Origin of the sequence: Aquibium carbonis, from assembly GCF_003970795.1 — a bacterium.
Lineage (GTDB): Bacteria > Pseudomonadota > Alphaproteobacteria > Rhizobiales > Rhizobiaceae > Aquibium > Aquibium carbonis.
Map to the genome: position 1 here is coordinate 1 of NZ_RWKW01000019.1, position 18523 is coordinate 18523.

Annotated in this window: 14 protein-coding genes and 2 pseudogenes; 12 read left to right on the plus strand and 4 right to left on the minus strand. The window is 63.0% G+C overall.

Going from position 1 to position 18523, the window contains the following annotated elements; genetic code table 11:
* A pseudogene (locus EJC49_RS25580) lies at nt 1-219 on the plus strand (hypothetical protein); the annotation flags it as partial.
* 35 nt (nt 220-254) lie between these two features.
* Entirely contained in the window at nt 255-1160 is a 906-nt protein-coding gene (locus EJC49_RS05605; RefSeq protein ID WP_170314626.1) for an alpha/beta hydrolase family protein, read from the plus strand.
* 207 nt (nt 1161-1367) lie between these two features.
* On the opposite strand, the gene EJC49_RS05610 is transcribed toward EJC49_RS05605, so the two are convergent.
* Nucleotides 1368-2570 (minus strand): DUF2252 domain-containing protein, encoded by a 1203-nt coding sequence (locus EJC49_RS05610; RefSeq protein WP_245453280.1) that lies wholly within the window; start codon nt 2568-2570, stop codon nt 1368-1370.
* 3 nt (nt 2571-2573) lie between these two features.
* Between EJC49_RS05610 and EJC49_RS26030 the strand changes: the two genes are divergently transcribed.
* The 6 genes from EJC49_RS26030 to EJC49_RS05635 all read left to right on the plus strand — a co-directional run bounded on the left by EJC49_RS26030 (nt 2574) and on the right by EJC49_RS05635 (nt 9212).
* Nucleotides 2574-2825, plus strand: coding sequence for a hypothetical protein (locus EJC49_RS26030; RefSeq protein WP_245453281.1), 252 nt, complete (start codon nt 2574-2576; stop codon nt 2823-2825).
* Between the two features lie 742 nt (nt 2826-3567).
* On the plus strand, nt 3568-4275 hold the full coding sequence (locus EJC49_RS05615; RefSeq protein ID WP_126698485.1) for a pentapeptide repeat-containing protein: 708 nt from the start codon (nt 3568-3570) through the stop codon (nt 4273-4275).
* 233 nt (nt 4276-4508) lie between these two features.
* On the plus strand, nt 4509-5345 hold the full coding sequence (locus EJC49_RS05620; protein ID WP_126698486.1) for a DUF2092 domain-containing protein: 837 nt from the start codon (nt 4509-4511) through the stop codon (nt 5343-5345).
* Entirely contained in the window at nt 5342-5674 is a 333-nt protein-coding gene (locus tag EJC49_RS05625) for a hypothetical protein (protein ID WP_126698487.1), read from the plus strand. Before EJC49_RS05620 ends, EJC49_RS05625 begins: the two co-directional genes overlap by 4 nt.
* Before the next feature lie 146 nt (nt 5675-5820).
* A complete protein-coding gene (locus EJC49_RS05630; protein WP_126698488.1) occupies nt 5821-7947 on the plus strand; it encodes a mechanosensitive ion channel family protein in 2127 nt (708 codons plus the stop codon).
* The gene (locus EJC49_RS05635) at nt 7944-9212 is read left to right on the plus strand and encodes a patatin-like phospholipase family protein (protein WP_245453282.1); all 1269 of its coding nucleotides are present in this window, start codon (nt 7944-7946) and stop codon (nt 9210-9212) included. Before EJC49_RS05630 ends, EJC49_RS05635 begins: the two co-directional genes overlap by 4 nt.
* Nucleotides 9213-9408: 196 nt before the next feature.
* Here the strand turns inward: EJC49_RS05635 and EJC49_RS05640 are convergent, their stop codons facing one another.
* Nucleotides 9409-11334 carry a multiheme c-type cytochrome gene (locus EJC49_RS05640; RefSeq protein WP_170314627.1) on the minus strand — a complete coding sequence of 642 codons (1926 nt, stop codon included), beginning with the start codon at nt 11332-11334 and terminating at the stop codon, nt 9409-9411.
* Nucleotides 11335-11627: 293 nt separating this feature from the next.
* On the opposite strand from EJC49_RS05640, the gene EJC49_RS05645 reads away from it, so the two are divergent.
* Both EJC49_RS05645 and EJC49_RS05650 read left to right on the plus strand, forming a co-directional pair.
* Nucleotides 11628-13337, plus strand: a complete 1710-nt coding sequence (locus EJC49_RS05645; RefSeq protein WP_126698490.1) for an arylsulfatase — start codon at nt 11628-11630, stop codon at nt 13335-13337.
* Nucleotides 13338-13461: 124 nt separating this feature from the next.
* Nucleotides 13462-14262 (plus strand): transporter, encoded by an 801-nt coding sequence (locus EJC49_RS05650; RefSeq protein ID WP_126698491.1) that lies wholly within the window; start codon nt 13462-13464, stop codon nt 14260-14262.
* 465 nt (nt 14263-14727) lie between these two features.
* On the opposite strand, the gene EJC49_RS05655 is transcribed toward EJC49_RS05650, so the two are convergent.
* The gene (locus tag EJC49_RS05655) at nt 14728-15696 is read right to left on the minus strand and encodes a SphA family protein (RefSeq protein WP_126698492.1); all 969 of its coding nucleotides are present in this window, start codon (nt 15694-15696) and stop codon (nt 14728-14730) included.
* Nucleotides 15697-16217: 521 nt separating this feature from the next.
* Here EJC49_RS05655 and EJC49_RS05660 point away from each other — a divergent pair.
* Nucleotides 16218-17219, plus strand: a complete 1002-nt coding sequence (locus EJC49_RS05660; protein WP_126698493.1) for an AraC family transcriptional regulator — start codon at nt 16218-16220, stop codon at nt 17217-17219.
* 366 nt (nt 17220-17585) lie between these two features.
* Nucleotides 17586-17869: pseudogene (locus EJC49_RS05665) on the plus strand (transposase); the annotation flags it as partial.
* A 239-nt stretch (nt 17870-18108) separates the two neighbouring features.
* On the opposite strand, the gene EJC49_RS05670 reads toward EJC49_RS05665, so the two are convergent.
* Nucleotides 18109-18523, minus strand: a 415-nt coding sequence (locus EJC49_RS05670; RefSeq protein ID WP_245453283.1) for a transposase, incomplete at its 5' end; no start/stop codon positions are given.

The following is an 18523-nucleotide window of genomic DNA, read 5'->3' on the forward strand; positions in this document are numbered from 1 at the left end:
GCGCCCGAGACGCCGCGTGTCTCCGCCAGCGGCTGCCCCTACCGCAACCGCTGTCGCCACGCGATGCCGCGCTGCGAGGCCGCGATGCCGCCGGCCTATCCCGTCGCGGGCGGCGGGGTGGCGAACTGCTTCCTGCACGCAGGCGATGGCGGCGGGGATGCGTCCCGGACGGCCGCCGGCCGCGACATCACCGGGCCTGCGACACGCTTCGCCCCGTGACCGACGCCCACCATCGCCCCTGCCCGGCCCCGTGCGTGGCCGAACGTTCCGTTTCGGGCGACGTCGACAGCGTCCTGCCGCTCGTCTGCCGCTGGCCGCGCGACCGCGCCCCGAAGGGCTACGTGATCTTCTGCCACGGCTTGGGCGCCAGCGGGCGCGACTATGCCGCGCTTTCGAGCCACTGGGCCGCGCATGGCTACCTCGTGATCCATCCGACCTTTTCCGACTGGATCGGCGCCGTGGCGCAGGCCGAACCGGAACGCGGCCTCGATCCCGCCGCCGACCTGACCGACTGGGCCGACGACCCGGCGATCAGGACGCGCATGCATGAGATCCTGCACACGCCCGCCCGCTGGCTGGAGCGGATCGGCGTCGTCGACCAGGTCATGGCCGCGCTCGACGCGGTCTTCGCGGCCACGTGCGGATGCCGGGCCGGCTCGACCCGCGGCGCGATCGCCGGCCATTCCTTCGGCGCCTACACCGCGCAACTCCTCGCCGGTGCCGAGATCGACCTGCCGGGGCACGGTCCGCGCTCGTTCCGCGACCGGCGCTTCGCGGCGGCGATCCTGCTCAGCGCGCAGGGACGCGACCAGCAAGGCCTGCGCGAGGGATCGTGGGACGGTCTCGAAGGGCCTTTGCTCAACGTGACCGGCACGCGCGACGGCGGCGCCAAGGGGCAGGACTGGCACTGGAAGACGGAGCCCTACGATTTCGCGCCCGCCGGCGACAAGTATCTCGCCGTCCTGACCGACGCCGACCACTATCTGGGCGGCATCGCGCGGGCGGGACGTTCGCCGGAGCCCGCGCGCCGGAAGGCCGTCGAGGACCTGACGCTCGCCTTCCTTGACGCCCATCTGGACGGCGACGCGGCGGCCAAAGCCTGGCTCGACACCATCGCCGACATGGTCGGCGACTGCCCGCTCCTGTTCAGGCGCAAGTAGGACGGTCCATTCACGCCCTCAGGTTGTGTCTTGCTGCGTCGAGGTTGCGGCAAGGTTGTGCAACGTTTGCGGTGCATGCACGGCAAGCCGATGCGGCGATGCGTCGGGACCTCATCGCAAAGCCCCGGGAGAACAGACAGAAATGCCTCTTTTCCCCCGGACGGAGCCTGGGGGTCGAACTCGATGAAAACCAAGGAGGGTCACGCGTCAATAATCCAGCTCCACGGCAATGGTGCCGGCGCGAACGGCCGCTTTCAGCATTGCATGGTCGCGTTCGGTCTGGTCGGCATAGGCCACCGCGAACCCGCCCATCGCCTCATCGAACTTGTCCGAGGTGCCGAGATATCCGCTGATCATCAGTTGGGCATTGCCGGCCTTTGCGTGCGCTCGCGCGAGGACCCATCCGCAAAGTTGACCATAGAGCGTGAGCAAGCCGGCATCCAACGTCTCGACCAGCGGCTTGATCTTGGCGTCGCGCAGTTGGCGGACGTATCCCATCCGGCCCTTCACGCCCGACGTCCAGCCCATGAAGACATCGGTGGCCGGCTGCATCAGTCGCTGCCCGGTGACGACCCGCTGGCCGGGGTGGGAGTAAGCGCTCTTGCCCGAATAAGGTTCGAGCACCGAGCGTCTTGCTTCCTTCCACTGCAGAAACAGCGGGTCATTGTTCGCCGACATCATCAGCGTGATGTAGCAGAACGTTCCAACGCTTCCGATCCCCACGACCTTCATGGCGCCGTCCACGAGCCGGTATCGATCCAATAACGCGCGCCGATCATCCGCGAGCGTGGCGCGGTAGGCGTTCAGCCCGGCGGTCATCATCTCGAGAAGGACTTCCGGCTCGACGTCAGAAGGGTGATAGATGAGCGGTGGGGCATCGTGGATACGGATCTTTCCGCCCACCAGACCGGCGAGTTCCGGATAGACCGCTTCCGACGAACTGCCCGCGCTGGCCTTCAGGATTCGGGCCTCGATACGCTTTCGTTCGGAGCGGGGGGCAAGATCGAGAACCTCCGCGACGCCGATCCGCGAGTACCAGACTTCGAGCGGACTCATCTCCGCATAGGCGCGCATATGCTCTCGGTAGGACCGGGCGCAGGTGACCGCCGCGGCGCGCCCGTCGGAGTCCTTCAGGCCATTGCTGCGGGCGGCCAGCACGAAGGATGCGACAAGGCGTTTCACATCCCACTCCCAGGGCGCCGGCAGCGTCTCATCGAAATCGTTGATGTCGAAAAGGATGTTGCGTTCGGGCGTGGCGAAGCCACCGAAATTCAGCAGATGGCAGTCGCCACACGTCTGGAAGCGCAGCCCCGTGGCGGGCGTCCCGGCGAGGTCGGCAGCCATGACCGCGGCCGAACCTCGGTAGAAGGTGAAGGGCGATTGCAGCATCCTGCCATAGCGGATCGGCACCAGATGCTCGAGGCGACCTGCGTCGCTGGCAAGGAGGATCGCGATCGGATCAACCTCCGCCTTGCGGCGCTTGAAATCGGCATGCGCCTGGCGCGGAACCTTGTCTCGAAGCGCTTTGCCAGCCGCCAGCAGTTCCGCCGCCGGCAGAACGGGATCGGATGGCCGTGGCGGGGCGTCAATGCGTTCGCGAGCGATCGCATCGGACACTTGACTATGGATCGCAGGCGCCGTCGCGTCGACGGATCGGCCCTCTGAACTTCGAACCCTTGTCACGTTCGATTTCCCATGGAGTTAAGGATTGGCGGTGGATCTGCATATCCCGGGGAGAGCACTCGGCGCGCCGTAGGGCGTTGGTGGAGCCGGTCCGTACATGCGGCCTCGGGTTGCATGCTCCTCGCGGAGGACGTCGGACATCCCATCGTGTTCCGCCGGATCTGCGGCCCTTTCATTGGGCAAGGGCTTTCGGCGCATAGCGACATCCGCCGCGCACAAAGGGTAGTTCGTTGCGGCGACATCGTTTCCATCGCCGGCGACTGAGCTTGGCACAGCGGCCGACGGACCTCCTTGACGCGGATTACGACGGCTGTCTCGGCTGCGCACACTCTTCCACATCCATACACGCCCGGACGTGCACCGTCTCCGATCCACGATCTGCTCCCTGCTGTCGGCTGGTCACCAGTATCGATCCGCTTAGAATGCCAGCGAATTGATGTACATCAAGGTTCCTACGCAGAAATTTTCCCATGAATATTAAAGATGGAGATCAGCTGCAAGGCGGAATGAACCTGTGATTGCAATGAATGACGCAATTACACAATCTAAAACGGAAACAGATGAAATTCTCGCCGATGATTTTGACGATCTGTCTATCAATAAACATTCAAAAAAAGCGGGATCTTCGAGAATTGAAATTTTAATGTATTATATAATTGCCTCGAAACGAACAGAAGGTTTCCAAGTCTGATTCTGATCTATAATGCCATAATCGGTGATTTTCATGATATTTAACAAGGGAGAGATTATCGTATTCATGCTCGCATCGGCGTTTGCTGCGTCGATGTTTGGCACGAATGGCGCGAGCGCCGCGGAATGTCAGAAATCAGGGCGTCCCGGAATCGATTGGAGCGACTGCGACCGTAGCAATCTCATCCTATCGGGGGTTGATCTCAGTCGAGCGAAACTGGTCCGCACCAACTTCTCCGAGACGGACTTGCGCCGATCGAACTTGACGGCGGCCGACTTGAACGATGCGACTTTGACGCGCGCCTTCCTTTCTCGATCGATCCTGGATGGAGCAAACTTCTATCGGGCGGAAGCCTATCGCGCGAACTTCTCCCATGTCTCCGGTCAGGCGGCATCCTTCGAGAGCGCGGAACTTCAACGAGCGATTTTCGAAGGCGCGGACCTCTCGAACGCCGATTTCACCAAAGCTGAGTTAGCCCGGGTTTCGTTCGCCGACGCCCTGCTGACCGAAACGAACTACTCTTACGCGAACCTCGCGCGCGCCAATTTTCGGGGTGCGCGCATCGAGGGCGCACTCGATTTCAGGCGAGCCTTTCTCTTCCTGACAAGGATCGAAGGCATCGATCTCTCGCGGGCTCGCGGGCTCGATCAAGCGCAGATCGACATCTCGTGCGGTAACGGGGACACCCTCCTGCCTCCCGGGATTCTCCGGCCGGCGCAATGGCCCTGCACGTTCGAATGATCTCGCCGTGGCGATACGAAAACGACCCGCCGCATCAGGCTGGCGCCAAATGACAAGAACCGGCCCGAGGGTGGGTATATGCTGAAGTACTTAAGTGGGGACGATTGCGAGGCGCGGCGATGCTTCGCGCGCGATGATCGCTGGGGGAGCATCACTATCACGGGTCGAACGACGCGATCCCATGGATATCGATCCCCCGGCCCGGTCGTTGGGCCGACCGATAACCTTTGGACTTGCAGTTCGGCGGCCGTCGAAACGGCCGCGTGTTTGAGGAGAGGGCGATGAGCCGACCACGAAAACTTCGAATGTATGCCTTTGCGCCAGGCGTTTGGCTTCTGACGCTTCTCGTTCCATTGCCCGCCTCCGCGCAGCCGGTCATGTCCGAGGACGCGGACGCGGTGCTGAAGCGAATGTCGGACTACCTCGGCGGTCTCTCCAGTCTGTCGATGGACTACGAGGCGGATCTCGAATTCATAACCGGCGAAGGACAGAAGCTGCAGTCGATCTCCACCGGTTCGATAACGCTGAGCCGTCCCGATGGCCTGCACATCACGCGCTTCGGGCCTCTGGTCGATTCCGAGCTTTTCTATGATGGGCAGACGATCAGCCTGTCTAGCGAGGACATCAATTCGTACTTCCAGATGGAAGCTTCGGACAGGCTCGACGTCGCGATCGAGGAATTCCGCGTCGAGACCGGGTTCACGGCGGCTGGTGCGGATCTTCTACTGACGAACACTTACGAGGCCCTCAATGAAGGAGTCGTGACTGGTGATCATGTGGGTTCGGCAGTCATCGATGGGGTCGTCTGCTATCACCTGGCCTTCCGCGGCAAGGACGTGGACTGGCAGATCTGGATCCGCGGAGACGAGCAGCCGCTGCCGATGAAATACGTCATCACCACGAAGTGGATGACCGGCGCGCCTCAGTACTCGGTTCGACTGCGGAACTGGAACATCGATCCGCAGATCGACGACGATCTTTTCAAATTCGAGGCCCCGTCCGGCGCGAAGAGGCTGGACGCCCTGACGGTGGACGAAATCGGCGAAATCGCGGATGGAGCGCAACAATGAAACTGGCCAAGATTGCAGGCATCGCGGTCGCTTGTGGGGCACTCTTACTCGGCGACGTGGTCGGAAGTCTTGAACTGGGTGGGATCAAGACGACCGGCCTGTTTGTCGGAGAGGCGCATGCCCGCATTGGTCGCCCCGCGACCCCGAGAAGCGCGGCCGGCGTAGCGCGCCGCACCACGCGCCGCGTCGTTCGGCGTTCCACCATCTACGTCGTCGCCCTGCCGGGCGGCTGCGTCGTGACTCCGATCAACGGCATCAATTACTGGCGATGCGGGCCGACATACTATCAGGCGACAGGCGGCCGGTATGTCGTCGTCTACATTGATTGATCGCGACCGGAGGCGGCTGGGGCCCACTTGCGGGAATCAGCGCGATCCTGGGCGCTCGGTGGGTGGCATCCCCTGTTGAAGGATCGGCGATTGAGCCAACGACTTTCTGAACTGTGCGGAGCGTTCTCGGGGATCGGGACCTCACGATGAGCGTCGTCAATTCTCTGTACTTTGCTCCTTTGTTCCTGTCAGGCTCGATGGGCATGGTTGGAGGCGCGTTCGCGCAGGAGAATCCTTCGGCGGAGGTTCCGCCGAAGGTTCAGGAACTCCTTCAAATCCTTCAGGACAAGGACGTCCGTGACTGGCTCGTCGCGATCGATGTGTCTCCATCGCCAGAGGCTACGGCGACGAATGTTGGCGTGGAGACGATATTTTCCGATCGGATCGGGGCCATCCGGGAACATCTGGTCCTGTTGGTACAGGCGATCCCCCGCATTCCAGAGGAATTGTCGGCCTCGATGGCCAGAGTCCGCGACGCCAGCGCCGGTTTCGGATTCGCTTGGCTCCTGTTGTTTGCCGCTGTCCTCATCATCGCCGGCGTCGTTGCTCAATATCTGGTGCGTGCCCGCTTCCGAAGTACGGACCCGTCCGAGGCTCCCGCGTCGCATACGGTGCAAACGCGCCTGCGGCGGATCGGGCGAAGCGTCGCCAGGGAAGCCGGAGCGACCGGTGCCTTTGCCTTGGCCAGCATCGGGCCGTTCTTGCTCGTTGCCTGGCCGGATCTGCCGCGGGCCATCGTCATGACGCTCCTGACCGCCTCGCTGACCTTCATGGTCGTTCGCGGGCTGGCGATCGTTCTTCTGGCGCCGACATCGGTGCCCGGCGCGTCGATGCCGCCGGCATTGCGCGTGGTGCCTGTATCCGATCGGCTCGCCAACCATTTTTTCCTCTATCTGGTCATGGCAACGGGCTGGCTCGCTTTTGGAAGTGCCTTCGTTCGGGCGGTTCGGCTCGCGGAAATCGATGGGAATGTCGCGTTGTTCCTTGCCTACGCTCTGGGGCTAGGATTGGCGCTGATTGGCATTCTCATGGTCTGGCTGCGCCCGGTCGGGGTTTCCACCCTATCCGCCGATACATTCATCGAAGGCAGGAAGAGCCATTTCTCGACCTGGTTCCTCACTCTGCACATCTGTCTTCTTTGGGTCCTCTGGGTGGCCGGCGCCACGCCATTGTTCTGGTTGATCGCGTTTGCCGGCGCGCTTCCCATCGCGATCCTGGTCGCGCAGCGCGCCGTCTACTCACTTTTTCTGACCGATGCAGAAGAGAGCGCTTCGAGGGTTCCGGGGAAAATGGCCGTTATCGTCGAAACGGCCATCCGGACATTGCTGATCGCCGGCGCGATCGTCCTGCTCGCCCGCGCATGGAACGTCCGGCTTGGGGATCTCGCTGGCAGCGACGATCCTTTGCTGGCTCTGATGCGGTCGCTCCTGATCGTGCTCGTGATCCTGCTGGTCATCGATGTCATCTGGCGCGTGACCCGAAGCATCATCGACGAGAGCATCGAACGGGCCCGGATCGATGATCTTCCGGGTTCTCCCCTCTCGATACGTCGCGCGAAGTTGCGAACCCTGCTTCCGATCGTCCGCAACGTCACGATGATCTTCCTGGCGACGCTCGCGGTCTTGATGTCGCTGGCGACAGTCGGCGTGGAGATCGCTCCGCTCGTGGCCAGCGCCGGGGTGGTGGGCGTCGCAATCGGATTCGGCGCGCAGACGGTGGTCAAGGATGTCATCAGCGGCATGTTCTACCTGCTCGACGATGCTTTCCGCGTGGGAGAATACATCGTCTCGGGCAACTTTCGTGGCACCGTGGAGTCCTTCAGCCTCCGCTCGGTGCGGCTTCGTCATCATCGCGGCCCCGTCTACACCATTCCCTTCGGTGTCCTCGGCGCGGTCCAGAACCTCAGTCGAGACTACGTCGTCGACAAGATGTTGCTCACCGTGACCTACGACACGGATATCGAAAAGGCGCGCAGGCTTCTCAAGAAAGTCGGTCAGCAACTGGCCGAGGATCCCGAGCTTTCGAAATCGATCATCGAGACGCTCAAGATGCAGGCGGTCGGCGACTTCGAAGACTATGGCATTCAAATCAAGCTGAAGATGACCACCAAGCCGGGCGAACAATACATCGTCCGCAAGAAGGCATACCCACTGATCAAGAAAATATTCGACGAGAACGGGATAGAGTTTGCATATCCGACGATCAAGGTAATCGGCGGAGACGCGGCGGACGGTGCGGCCGCGCACGAGGTCCTGAAGGCGGGTACGGCATGATCACGCGGGCGTTGACTAGTTTTCCTCTCCTCGCGACGGCAAGAACCCGGCGCCTCGGACGGAAAGTATCGATCGGGCTAATCATCGCAGCGGTCTCCATTTCGGCGGGCTGTACGAGCGACATGGCACGAATGGCGCTGAGCGAGGCTGATCTTGCGCAGGCACAGGCCGTGCCGTCCGTCGCCGCGCCGGATGACTCGGCGAGCCACGGTGCAATCCGGATCTGGGGCGACGAGAAGCCAGCCTGGTTCGATGCGATGGTGGACGCTCCGCCGGAGGAACTGAAGCAGCGCTTTAGCGGCATTTATGGCAAGCCGCACGCCTATCTCGCGCTCTCGGGCGGCGGAGAGAACGGCGCTTATGGCGCTGGCCTGCTCACCGGTTGGACCGCCTCGGGCCGTCGACCCGAATTCACGATGGTCACGGGCATCAGCACGGGCTCGCTCATCGCTCCGTTCGCCTTTCTAGGCCCGGAATACGATCGTCAACTGACGGAAATCTATACGATCTACTCGACGAAGGACCTGGTCGACAAAAGACCATTGTACCAGATCCTCTCGGCGGCGTCGGTGGCCGACACCACGCGCCTCAGGCGCCTCATTGCGAACTACATGAACGCGGAGGTCATTGCAAAAATCGCCGCCGAGCACCGCCGGGGCCGGCGACTGTTCGTCGGCACGACGAACCTGGACGCTGGACGCCCGGTTCTGTGGAACATCGGTGCCATCGCCAACAGCAAGGATCCGCGCGCCGCGGCCCTGATCCATGATGTGCTCATGGCCTCGGCATCGATCCCCGGTGCTTTCCCGCCCATGCTCATCAAGGTGGAGGCAAACGGCCGCACGTTCGACGAACTGCATGTCGACGGCGGCACGACGTCCCAGGTCTTTCTGTACCCCGTCGGCGTCGACTGGCGGAAGGTCACCCGCAACTTGAAGGTCCCGGGGAAACCGGATGTCTATGTGATCCGCAACGCCTCGCTCGATCCGGTCTACGATCCCGTCAAGCCGAGGCTGGTGCCAATCGCCGGCCGTTCGATCTCCACCCTGATCCGCACGCAGGGCGTAGGAGACATGTACCGGATCTATCTCGGCGCCAAACGCGACGGCCTGAATTACAATCTGGCATTCATACCGTCGGAGTTCGACGTGAAGTCGAGCGAGCCGTTCGATCTGGCCTATATGCGAAAGCTCTACCAGCTGGGCTACGAACAGGGTGTTGCCGGGACAGCATGGCACGACAGCCCCCCGGGCTTCGAGCAATGACGCCGAGCCAGGCCATCTCAGCCGCTGCAATGCTCGCCGGCCTCGAAGACGCCGCGGTGAAGGCACGGCTTTCATCGACGTCTCGTTCCCGCCCGATTGCGCTGCCTTCATCGATCAGCGGCCGGCCGCGCGCCTTGGCAGAGGCTCCGCGGTCAATCAGCCTGGCAGATGTCGCCAGAGCGGACCATCGCGGTCCTCACATGCGCTGCAAAGCCAGCAGCGCGGGAGCTCCCGGGTTCGCGGCAAGGGCTTCCTCCAGAGAGCGCCTCGAGCCTTCGGCATCGCCCAGTGCCGCCTGCAGGCGGACGATCATCGTCCACGCATCGACCAGTTGCGGGTCGAACGCCACCGCCTGTCGAAAGGCGTCGAGCGCACGCCCGAAATTGCGCATCGTCAGCGCCGCACCGCCGATCTGGAGATGGGTCTCGGGGAAGTCGGCGCGCAGAGCCAGTGCATCCTGCCACTCCGCCAGTGCCGCGCTCAGCGCCGCGTCGGGGGTTGAGCCGGATTGCGTGCCGACGTCCAGCAGGGCGCGCGCCGCGGCCTCGCGCACCGTTCGCAAGGGGTCGGAGAGCAAGGGCCGCAGCCTGGTGAGGCGTTCGTCTGCCGGCAGCGGACGCAAGGTGCCAGCCGCCGCGGCGCGGACAAGCGGGTCGGCATCCGACAACAACCGCACGACCCGTTCCGCGGCCGACCTGTCTGCGACGACGCCGATCAGTTCGAGCGCCGTGGCGCGCACGATACCGGACGTCTCCGTCCCCTCGGCAATGTCGAGAAGGGCTGCTGCCTGTCCCTCGGGCGCAAGCCTGGCCGCGGCGAAGGTGGTGGCGTGATGCGGGCCGCGGTGCGAACTCGTCGGAAAGCGCCGCGCCAGTTCCTCGATCGCCCACTCCGCGCTTTGGCCGTCATGACAGTCCGTGCAGGCGTTCGGCGAACCGGTTGGAGCAAGATCAGGGCGCGGCACCCGGAAACTGTGGTCGCGGCGCGCATCGATGCCCATGTAGGTGCGCTCGATCATGTGGCAGGAGACACATTGCGCCCCTGCGCCGTCCCCGGCATGGAAGTGGTGTTCGGGACCGTCGTAGACCTTGAGCGTCAGCGATGGGAATTCGGAATTGCCCGCCGGCGAATGGCACTGCGTGCAAACGGCATTGCCGTCCGCCCTGAGAGCCGCCGAATGCGGTTCGTGGCAGGTCGAGCATCGTACCCCCTGAGCATGCATTTTGGACTGCAGGAAGGAGCCGCCCTCGAACACCTCGTCCAGGATGGAGCCATCGGGATGATAGACGCCCTCCCGCAGCAGCGAGATCGAGAAGGCGTCATGATAGTCCGTCCCCGGCAAGGGGTTGCCATCCTGCATCGCCTCGCGGCGCGAATGACAGGTGAGGCATTGCATCACTTCGGACTGCTGCGAGAGGCCGAGGTCGATAGTCAGGCCCTTCGCCGTCAGACCAGGCATGGTTTCGCCCGTTCCGCCGCGGCGCGCCTGCGCGACATGCGCCGACCCCGGCCCATGGCAGGCCTCGCAGCCGACGCCGATCTCCGCCATTGTCGGCGCGTAGCTGTTCGTCGGGAGGCTGTAGTTGCGCTTGTAGCCGGTCGCGTGACATTCGGCGCAACGTGCTTCCCAGCTCTTGTACGGGCCGGTCCAGTGAAATCCGTCGCCGGGCGGCGCGACCTGATCGCCGAACACCGGATACCAGCGTCGGCGCTCGACATCCCATGCGATGTCATAGACCTGGGTCCGGCCCGGTTCCGGCGAGAGCAGATATTGCTGCAACGGGTCGATGCCGGCCACGCCCACCACGTCGTAGGCGCGTCGCTGGCCGTCGAGTCCTTCCGTCTCGATGAGGAACCTCGGCCCGTCGCGCAGGAAGCGCGTCAGCAGGCCGCCATGCTCGAAAACCGCATCGTCGAAATCGCCAAGCACGGTCCTGTCATCCGGAAGGGTCCAGGCGTTGGCGTGGTCGGAACCTCGCCATGCCTTCGTAACCTCGAGATGACATTCGGCGCAGGCGTCGGAGCCGACATGGGCTGGAGGCTCGGCCCCCGCGATACCGGCGTTCAGGACCAGAACGACGAACCCGATCAACCGCGTCATGGAACGCAGGCGTGCAACCATGCGTGAAGAAGGTGGCTTCATCCGGGTTCCGTTGATGTTGTCATTCGCAGGCAAGGCGATCCGGCAAGGTGGTGCGTATTCATTTCATGTGTCAACCGGATTTGCCCCCGCCGCGCCCGGGATGCGGGCGCCGAACGCCGACGGACACGACACTCGTCACCAATGCCACAAGAACTGTCACATCGACTTGACGCCGATCAAGGTCGTTCGCCGTCAAACAGTTAGAAGGCGTAGACACAACGTGCCCCCCGCGCCGTGGCGACGTGGGCTGGCTCATTCGCAAGGAGGAAACGATGCAGCATGATTGCAACACCAACCCGGGGACCCGAACGCATGGACCGAACCGAACGCCGATGATCAGCGCCGGGCCCATGCGACGGGCAACGCTTTGCCTGGCTGCATTCGGTCTCGCTCTCCTGTCGTCCGGGTTCGCCCGAGCCCAGGATGATCGCCCCAACATCCTCCTCATCGTGGCCGATGACGCCGGCTACGCCGACATCGGAAGTTTCGGCGGCGAAATCCAGACCCCGAACCTCGATGCCCTCGCCTCCGTCGGCGTGCGCTTTTCGCAGTTCACGGCCAGCGCCGTCTGTTCACCGTCCCGGTCGATGCTGCTTTCCGGTACCGACAGCCACAATGCCGGTCTGGGCAACATGGCCGAGTTCATGGCGCCCAACCAGGCGGGCAAGCCCGGCTATGAAGGCTACCTCAACGAGCGTGTCGCGCCCGTCTCGGAGTTGCTGGCGGAGGCAGGCTACAACACCTTCATGGCCGGCAAGTGGCACATGGGAGAGGAGCCCGAGCACTATCCCGCGGCGCGAGGCTTCCAACGTGACCTCGCGCTCATACCCGGCGGAGGCAGCCACATGGACGACATGTGGGGAGCGGTCGGGGAGCGGCAACCCTACACCTACAACGGCGAGCCCCTGAAGACCCTGCGACCCGGCTTCCACTCCAGCGTCGACTATACCGCCGCCATCATCGACAACATCGAAGAGCATCGCGGTGACGGCAAGCCGTTCTTCGCATTCCTGGCCCTGCAGGCGCCGCATGATCCGTTCCAGTTGCCTGACGATTGGCGCGACCGGTATCAGGGTCGATACGATCAGGGCTACGAAGTCGTCCGCGCCGCCCGAATCGAGCGCATGAAACAGCTCGGCATCATCGATCAGGCCGCGACCGTCTTTCCCCGACTTCCGAGCGTGCCCGCATGGGACGACCTGTCGGACGAAGACAAGCGGGAGTCGGCCCGCCGCATGGAACTCTACGCGGCCATGCTCGAACATATGGATTCGAACATCGGCGGCCTTATCGGCTACCTGAAAACCACCGGTCTCTATGACGACACGCTGATCATCTTCATGTCCGACAATGGTCCCGAGGGCAATGTGATGGCCATGGGCGCACCATGGGACAACAGCCGGTTCGAGGACTGGGGCAAGAAGGGGACGTTCGTCCAGTATGGTCCCGCCTGGGCGCAGGTCGGGGCCGGCCCGCTGCGCATGTTCAAGGGTTTCACGACGGAAGGCGGCATCCGCGTTCCGTTGATCGTTGCTGGAAACGGGGTGCGCGGCAGCGCCCGTGTTTCCGACGATTTCGCGCATGTCATGGACGTTCCGGCGACCATTCTCGAAGTCGCGGGCGTGTCCTACCCCGACGGTTCCGACGGCAAGGCCGTGGCGCCGCTGCAGGGCAAGTCGCTCGTTCCGGTTCTAAGCGGTACAGGCGATCCGGTGCGTGGACCCTCGGACTGGGTCGGTTGGGAGATCTTCGGCAACCGGGCCGTCCGAATGGGCGACTTGAAGCTGATATCGGTCTGCAAGCCGTTCGCCAGCGGCGAGTGGGAACTTTACGACCTGAAGGCTGATCCCGGCGAGACGAAAGATCTCGCGTCCGAACGGCCGGACATCAGGGACCAGCTCATCCGGCATTGGGAAGAATATGCGGCGATGAACAATGTCATCATGCCGGACACGTCGCCCGTTTGCGACGGTTCGCACTGAACCCTGGAAGTACGACCTCCGTGCCTGCGACAAGGACGTCGCGGGCACGGAGCAACGACGGAACGACACGGAACGGGGACTGACCTGCCTCGGCAGGTCGCACCAATCAATGGAGGAGTAGGGGATGAGGAAGACCTACACAATAGCCCTCGCGGCGTCGACCATCCTCGTCGCGCAGGCGGGTTGCGCCCTTGCCCAAGACGCGGACGAACTGGCGAAGCAACTCTCCAATCCGATTGCAAGCCTGATCAGCCTGCCGATCCAGATGAACTTCGATTTCGGCGCCTTTGGAAATGGCTTCGGACATACCACGAACGTCCAGCCCGTCATTCCGTTCTCGCTCAATGACGATTGGAACCTGATTTCACGCACCATCGTGCCGATCGCCTATCGCGACTACCTGCCGCCTCCGAATGGCGACACCTTCGGCCTTGGGGACATCACGCAAAGCCTGTTTTTCTCGCCCAAGGCTCCGGGCCCGGGCGGCTTGATCTGGGGCGTGGGACCGGTCATGCTCCTGCCGACGGCGACGGACGATTTTCTCGGCGCCGGCAAGTGGGGCCTCGGCCCCACCGGGGTGGCGCTTGTCCAGAACGGACCCTGGACCGTCGGCGCGCTCGCCAATCACATCTGGTCCGTCGGCGGCGAAGACAGCCGCCCGGGTGTCAACGTGACCTATCTCCAGCCTTTCGCGTCCTATTCGCTCGGCGGTGGCAAGACGCTCTCGGCGGCCACCGAATCCAGTTACGATTGGAACTCGGACCAATGGACCGTTCCGGTCATTGTCGGCGGCTCGCAGGTGTTCAAGGTCGGCGAACAGGCCATGAGCTTCCAGGTCGCGGGAAAATGGTTCGCGGTGAGGCCGGATGGCGCGCCCGAATGGGGTGTCCGCACCACGTTGACGTTGCTCTTTCCGAGGAAGTGATCGGAACGGCGACGAGCGGTCGTGGGAAATGCCATCAAGGCGCTGGTGGCCGATATTGATGGACGAACGAGCGGCTGACCTCGGCCATGCGCCGAAGGCGGCCGCTGACGTATAGGGGGCCGAGCACCCGGTGCATCGGCCTGCCGTTGGCCAACGGCTGCTCGTCGGCCCGTTTCGGGCTCGTTCCCTGGAAAGTGAAAATCGGGAAGACCCTGGCCGTTCACCCTGGAATCGCGGGTCGCCTCGCTCTATCGATGAATTGAAGCTGTTCCCCTGCCCCGGGTTCAGGACTCGAACCAAAACTACGCTCAATCGGCCCCTCGGCAGTCCGATCCATCAGGAGAGGAAGCGGCTGCTGAATGCCCACAGAAGTGCACTCGGGTAGCGGGGCTAGAACAGTCCGGAAACAGCAACGCTCAAGCGTGCCGAGCGAACCCGATGGATCGTGGCACGCTTGAGATCGGTTCAGTGTGACGACGCCTGAGGCGCCTGCCCACCCAGCGGGATGACGACGTTCAGGAAGCCGGCGTGACCCTGGAGCCGGTTCTCCACGTTGAACTCGTAGAAGTAGCGGAAATTGGTGGTGACGGGCGTCTTGCCGAGCAGGAACGTGTAGTCCAGCGCCGGACCGATGGCGAGGACCTGGCCCTTGAAGTCACCAAGCACCGCGCCGGAACCGCTGTCGCCCGTGATCTGCTTGTAGGCATATCCATTCACGCCGAGGCTGAATGTGTGCGAGAAATGCTGCATCACCGCGGCTTCGAAATGAAGTTCCGTACCCGACTTGTAGTTGGTGTCGGGGTTCTCGAAATTGTAGGTGATGCCGAACGCGCCGGAGAGCTCGAGACCCGTTTGCGGGTTGAGGTAGGTGACCGCAGCCGTCGTATCGACCATCCAGCGGTTGAAGCCCATGTTGATGGGATTGCCGAGTTCCCATTGGCCGATGGGGACATTGATCAAGCTGCCGATCGTGTAGTGAAAATTGCCCTCGTGCCAACCCACCGTCGCTCCGAGCACCGGGTCGCCAAAGGCGAAGTTGTCACGCTCCGCGTCCAGCTCCACGCCGTTCCCGGTCAGGACACCGACGTTCAGCCGCTTGCCGCCTAACGGCGTCGTCAACGTGAATGCGAGGTTGCCGCCGAACACCTCCGCTCCTGTAACCCACAGAACCGTTGGCAGTGCAACATAGGCATCGGCATCGATGCCGCCGGACAGGCTGACGCCGGCCGTTTCGAAATCGATGTCAGCGCTGCCGGTATAGAAGTAATTCTGGACCACGCCGTAGACACCGACGGGCGGCAGGTATCCCCCCATGGTGGTCTTGGAGCCGAGAAGATAGAAGCTCGATCCACCCTCGGCCGCCAAAGCCGGGGAAGCGCACAAAACAACTGCGAGTGCTGCGCCTTCTGCAATCGATAAACCGCGCTTAGCCATGTGTCCCCCTAGGTGTCCTCAAGTCCGCCAAACCACCAGCCCGAGCCATTGAAATACGATTCGGGAATTTTCCAAAAGTTGCACCCGCATAAAGAATGCTTCAGTTTCTCGACGCAAACAAGGGAAGGCGAACCTGAAAGCAGAAAGGAGAGCATTTTTCTCATCCGCATCAGCTCCGGCACAGGCCCTCTCTCGATTTGAACTCCCGAACTGCTCTTCTACCCAGAATTGAATTCCGGACGTCCATTCACCTGCAATCGAATTCCTCTTCAACCTAGACAGGTTTTTGTTTCGGTACCCTGGAGTTGAATTGAGAACAAAGGAACGCAAATAGTAATTGCGTTCAACCTTCATTCTTTCACACCATAGTCCCCTCTCAACAAATGGTCGCCTCCCGCGAATCTGCAGCGCAGACCGTGTCTACGGAGATATAGACACGATCCGGGACGATCCATTTAGCTTTTCCCGCCATAATGTGCTCTCATTGTCATTGCCGATTTTGGCCTTGACAAGGAGTGGCTATGATTCCGCTGATCCGCGCGGGAGCACTCGCGCCTTTCGTCAGTTGGATGCAGGCTGCGGGGCGGCCCGTCGATGCGCTGCTGCGAGAGGTCGATCTCTCCTACTATCCCTTTGATGATCCCGATATGCCAATCCCGCTTCGGCCGGCAATTGCCTTCGTCGTTCGCGCGAGCAGGCTCGAGGGGCCGGACCTTTCATATCGGGTTGTATCCAAAGAGAGCGTTCCGGCTCTCGGGAGGATCGGCCGGATTGCTCTCGGCTCCGGCAGCGTGCGCGAAGCCATCGATCGCGTGGCGGCGGCATTGCCGTTTCACTCGACCTACGTGGTGATCTCCGTCCACCCGGTACACGGCGGCGTCATGATGCGGGAAGCCTGGGGGCTTCGTCTGGATGACGAGACCAGGCACTTCGTGCAGCAATATGTCGCTGCGCTGATACAGGCGCTTTGCGCGCACGCGGGCGCCGCGACTCCGGTCTTCGGGCGCGTCGCCCTGATGCCGCATCCGGTTCACGGCCTCTCGCATCTGCGTCCTTTCCTCGGCGAGACGGTCGAACCGTCGCGCGACGGAACGCTCGAACTCTTTGTCCCGGCCGAGGTGGCGAACCGGTCGTTGCGGCTCGCCTCGTCCCCGCCGAGCCTGGCCGGGATCGCGGCGGGTTCGACGCCCCTGCGGGGCGACGGCAGTTTGAGCGGCTCGGCCCGCCTGGTGGTCGCGGCAATGCTGTCCGATGGAACGCCGACGATCGAGCGGCTGGCCGCCGCGGGCGGGCTCAGCGTGCGCACTTTCCAGCGACGCCTGGCCGAGGAGAACACCACGTTTTCGCATCTGCTGGGATCGGTGCGCCACGAACTGGCGGTCGCGAGTCTCGCCGGCGGTGGCCAGACGGCGAGCGAAGTCGCGTCGCGACTCGGCTACGGACAACAATCCTCGCTGACAAGAGCCGTTCGCCGCTGGACCGGACTGCCTCCGAGGACCATCGTCCGACGCGACGCGGAGTGAGAGTGGAACGGCCGGGAATGCGCTGTTCATGCGGTTGAAATGAAAAACCGGATGGAAATCGAGACCGTTGCTGCCCCCCTGGAACGAAGCATGTCGCCGATCGACATGGTCGGAAGTCGTGCGGAAGAGGCCAGACCATCGATCTGGTCCTCCATGCGTTCTGGCCTGCTGCAGGCCTCAGCAGTTCGAGGATCAACACACCTGGCACCCTGTCGAAACCGCCGCCTGATCCCGCCGCCTTGAAGGGCGCACTCCAAGCTCGCCTGGCTGGAGCGACTGAGGAAGCACGCCACCGCGCTGTGACCTGCCACTGTGTTTTTCCTCCATTTGAGATTAGAGTCCGGCCGTCGATTGAAGGACGGACAGATGAAGCGGAAGCGATTTGCGGAAGAGCAGATCATCGGTGTTCTGCGCGAGCACGAGGCGGGTGCGATGGCTGGCGACCTGGCCCGCAAGCACGGGATCTCCGAGGCGACGCTGTATAACTGGAAGGCGAAGTATGGCGGCATGGACGTGTCCGACGCGAAACGCCTGAAGGCTCTGGAGGACGAGAACGCGAGGCTGAAGAACTGCTCGCCGACCAGATGCTGGAAGCCTCGGCCCTTCGCGAGCTTCTGTCAAAACGTATGGCCGCCCCGTTGGCAAGTCGGTTGCGTCAGGCTTTGTTCGGTCGTGCACAAACGTATCCGGCGTAGTAGCGCGTTGGCCCTCGCCATGATGGAGATCCGCGCGTCCCGGTCCTCATAAAAGGCTCGGCGTCGATGCGCCGTTTTTTGAACCAGGCTTCCAGGGACGAGGGTGTTCGACCCTTCCGGCCATCAGCCTCCTTCCGCCAACCTCGTCGAACAGCGGCTTTCGTTCGCAATCCGCCGCAGTCGATACCTTCGTTTCAGGCCGCCACGGCCTGTCCCCATCCACGCTCGAAGCCGACGCCGCGCCGCAGGGTCGCCCAGGCGATACGGGCGAGCTTTGCCGCCAGCGCGACGATGACGACGTTGCGATGCGCCCGCGATAGGAGACCTCGTAGCCAATCGCCCAAGGGCGTCGCCTGTTTGGCGAGGCTCGGCAGCGCCGCACGCGCCCCATAGATCAGCAGCATGCGCAGGTAGATGTTCCCGCGCTTGGTTATGCCGAGAAGTCGCGGCTTGCCGCAGGTGGTCATCTGCTTCGGCACGAGGCCAAGCCAAGTTGGCACATCGCGCGCCCGACGGAACGCTTCGCCGTCGGCGACATCCTCTACTACAACACCTGGGGCGGCGGCGGTTGGGGCGACCCGACCAAGCGTGACGCGGCCACGGTCCTGC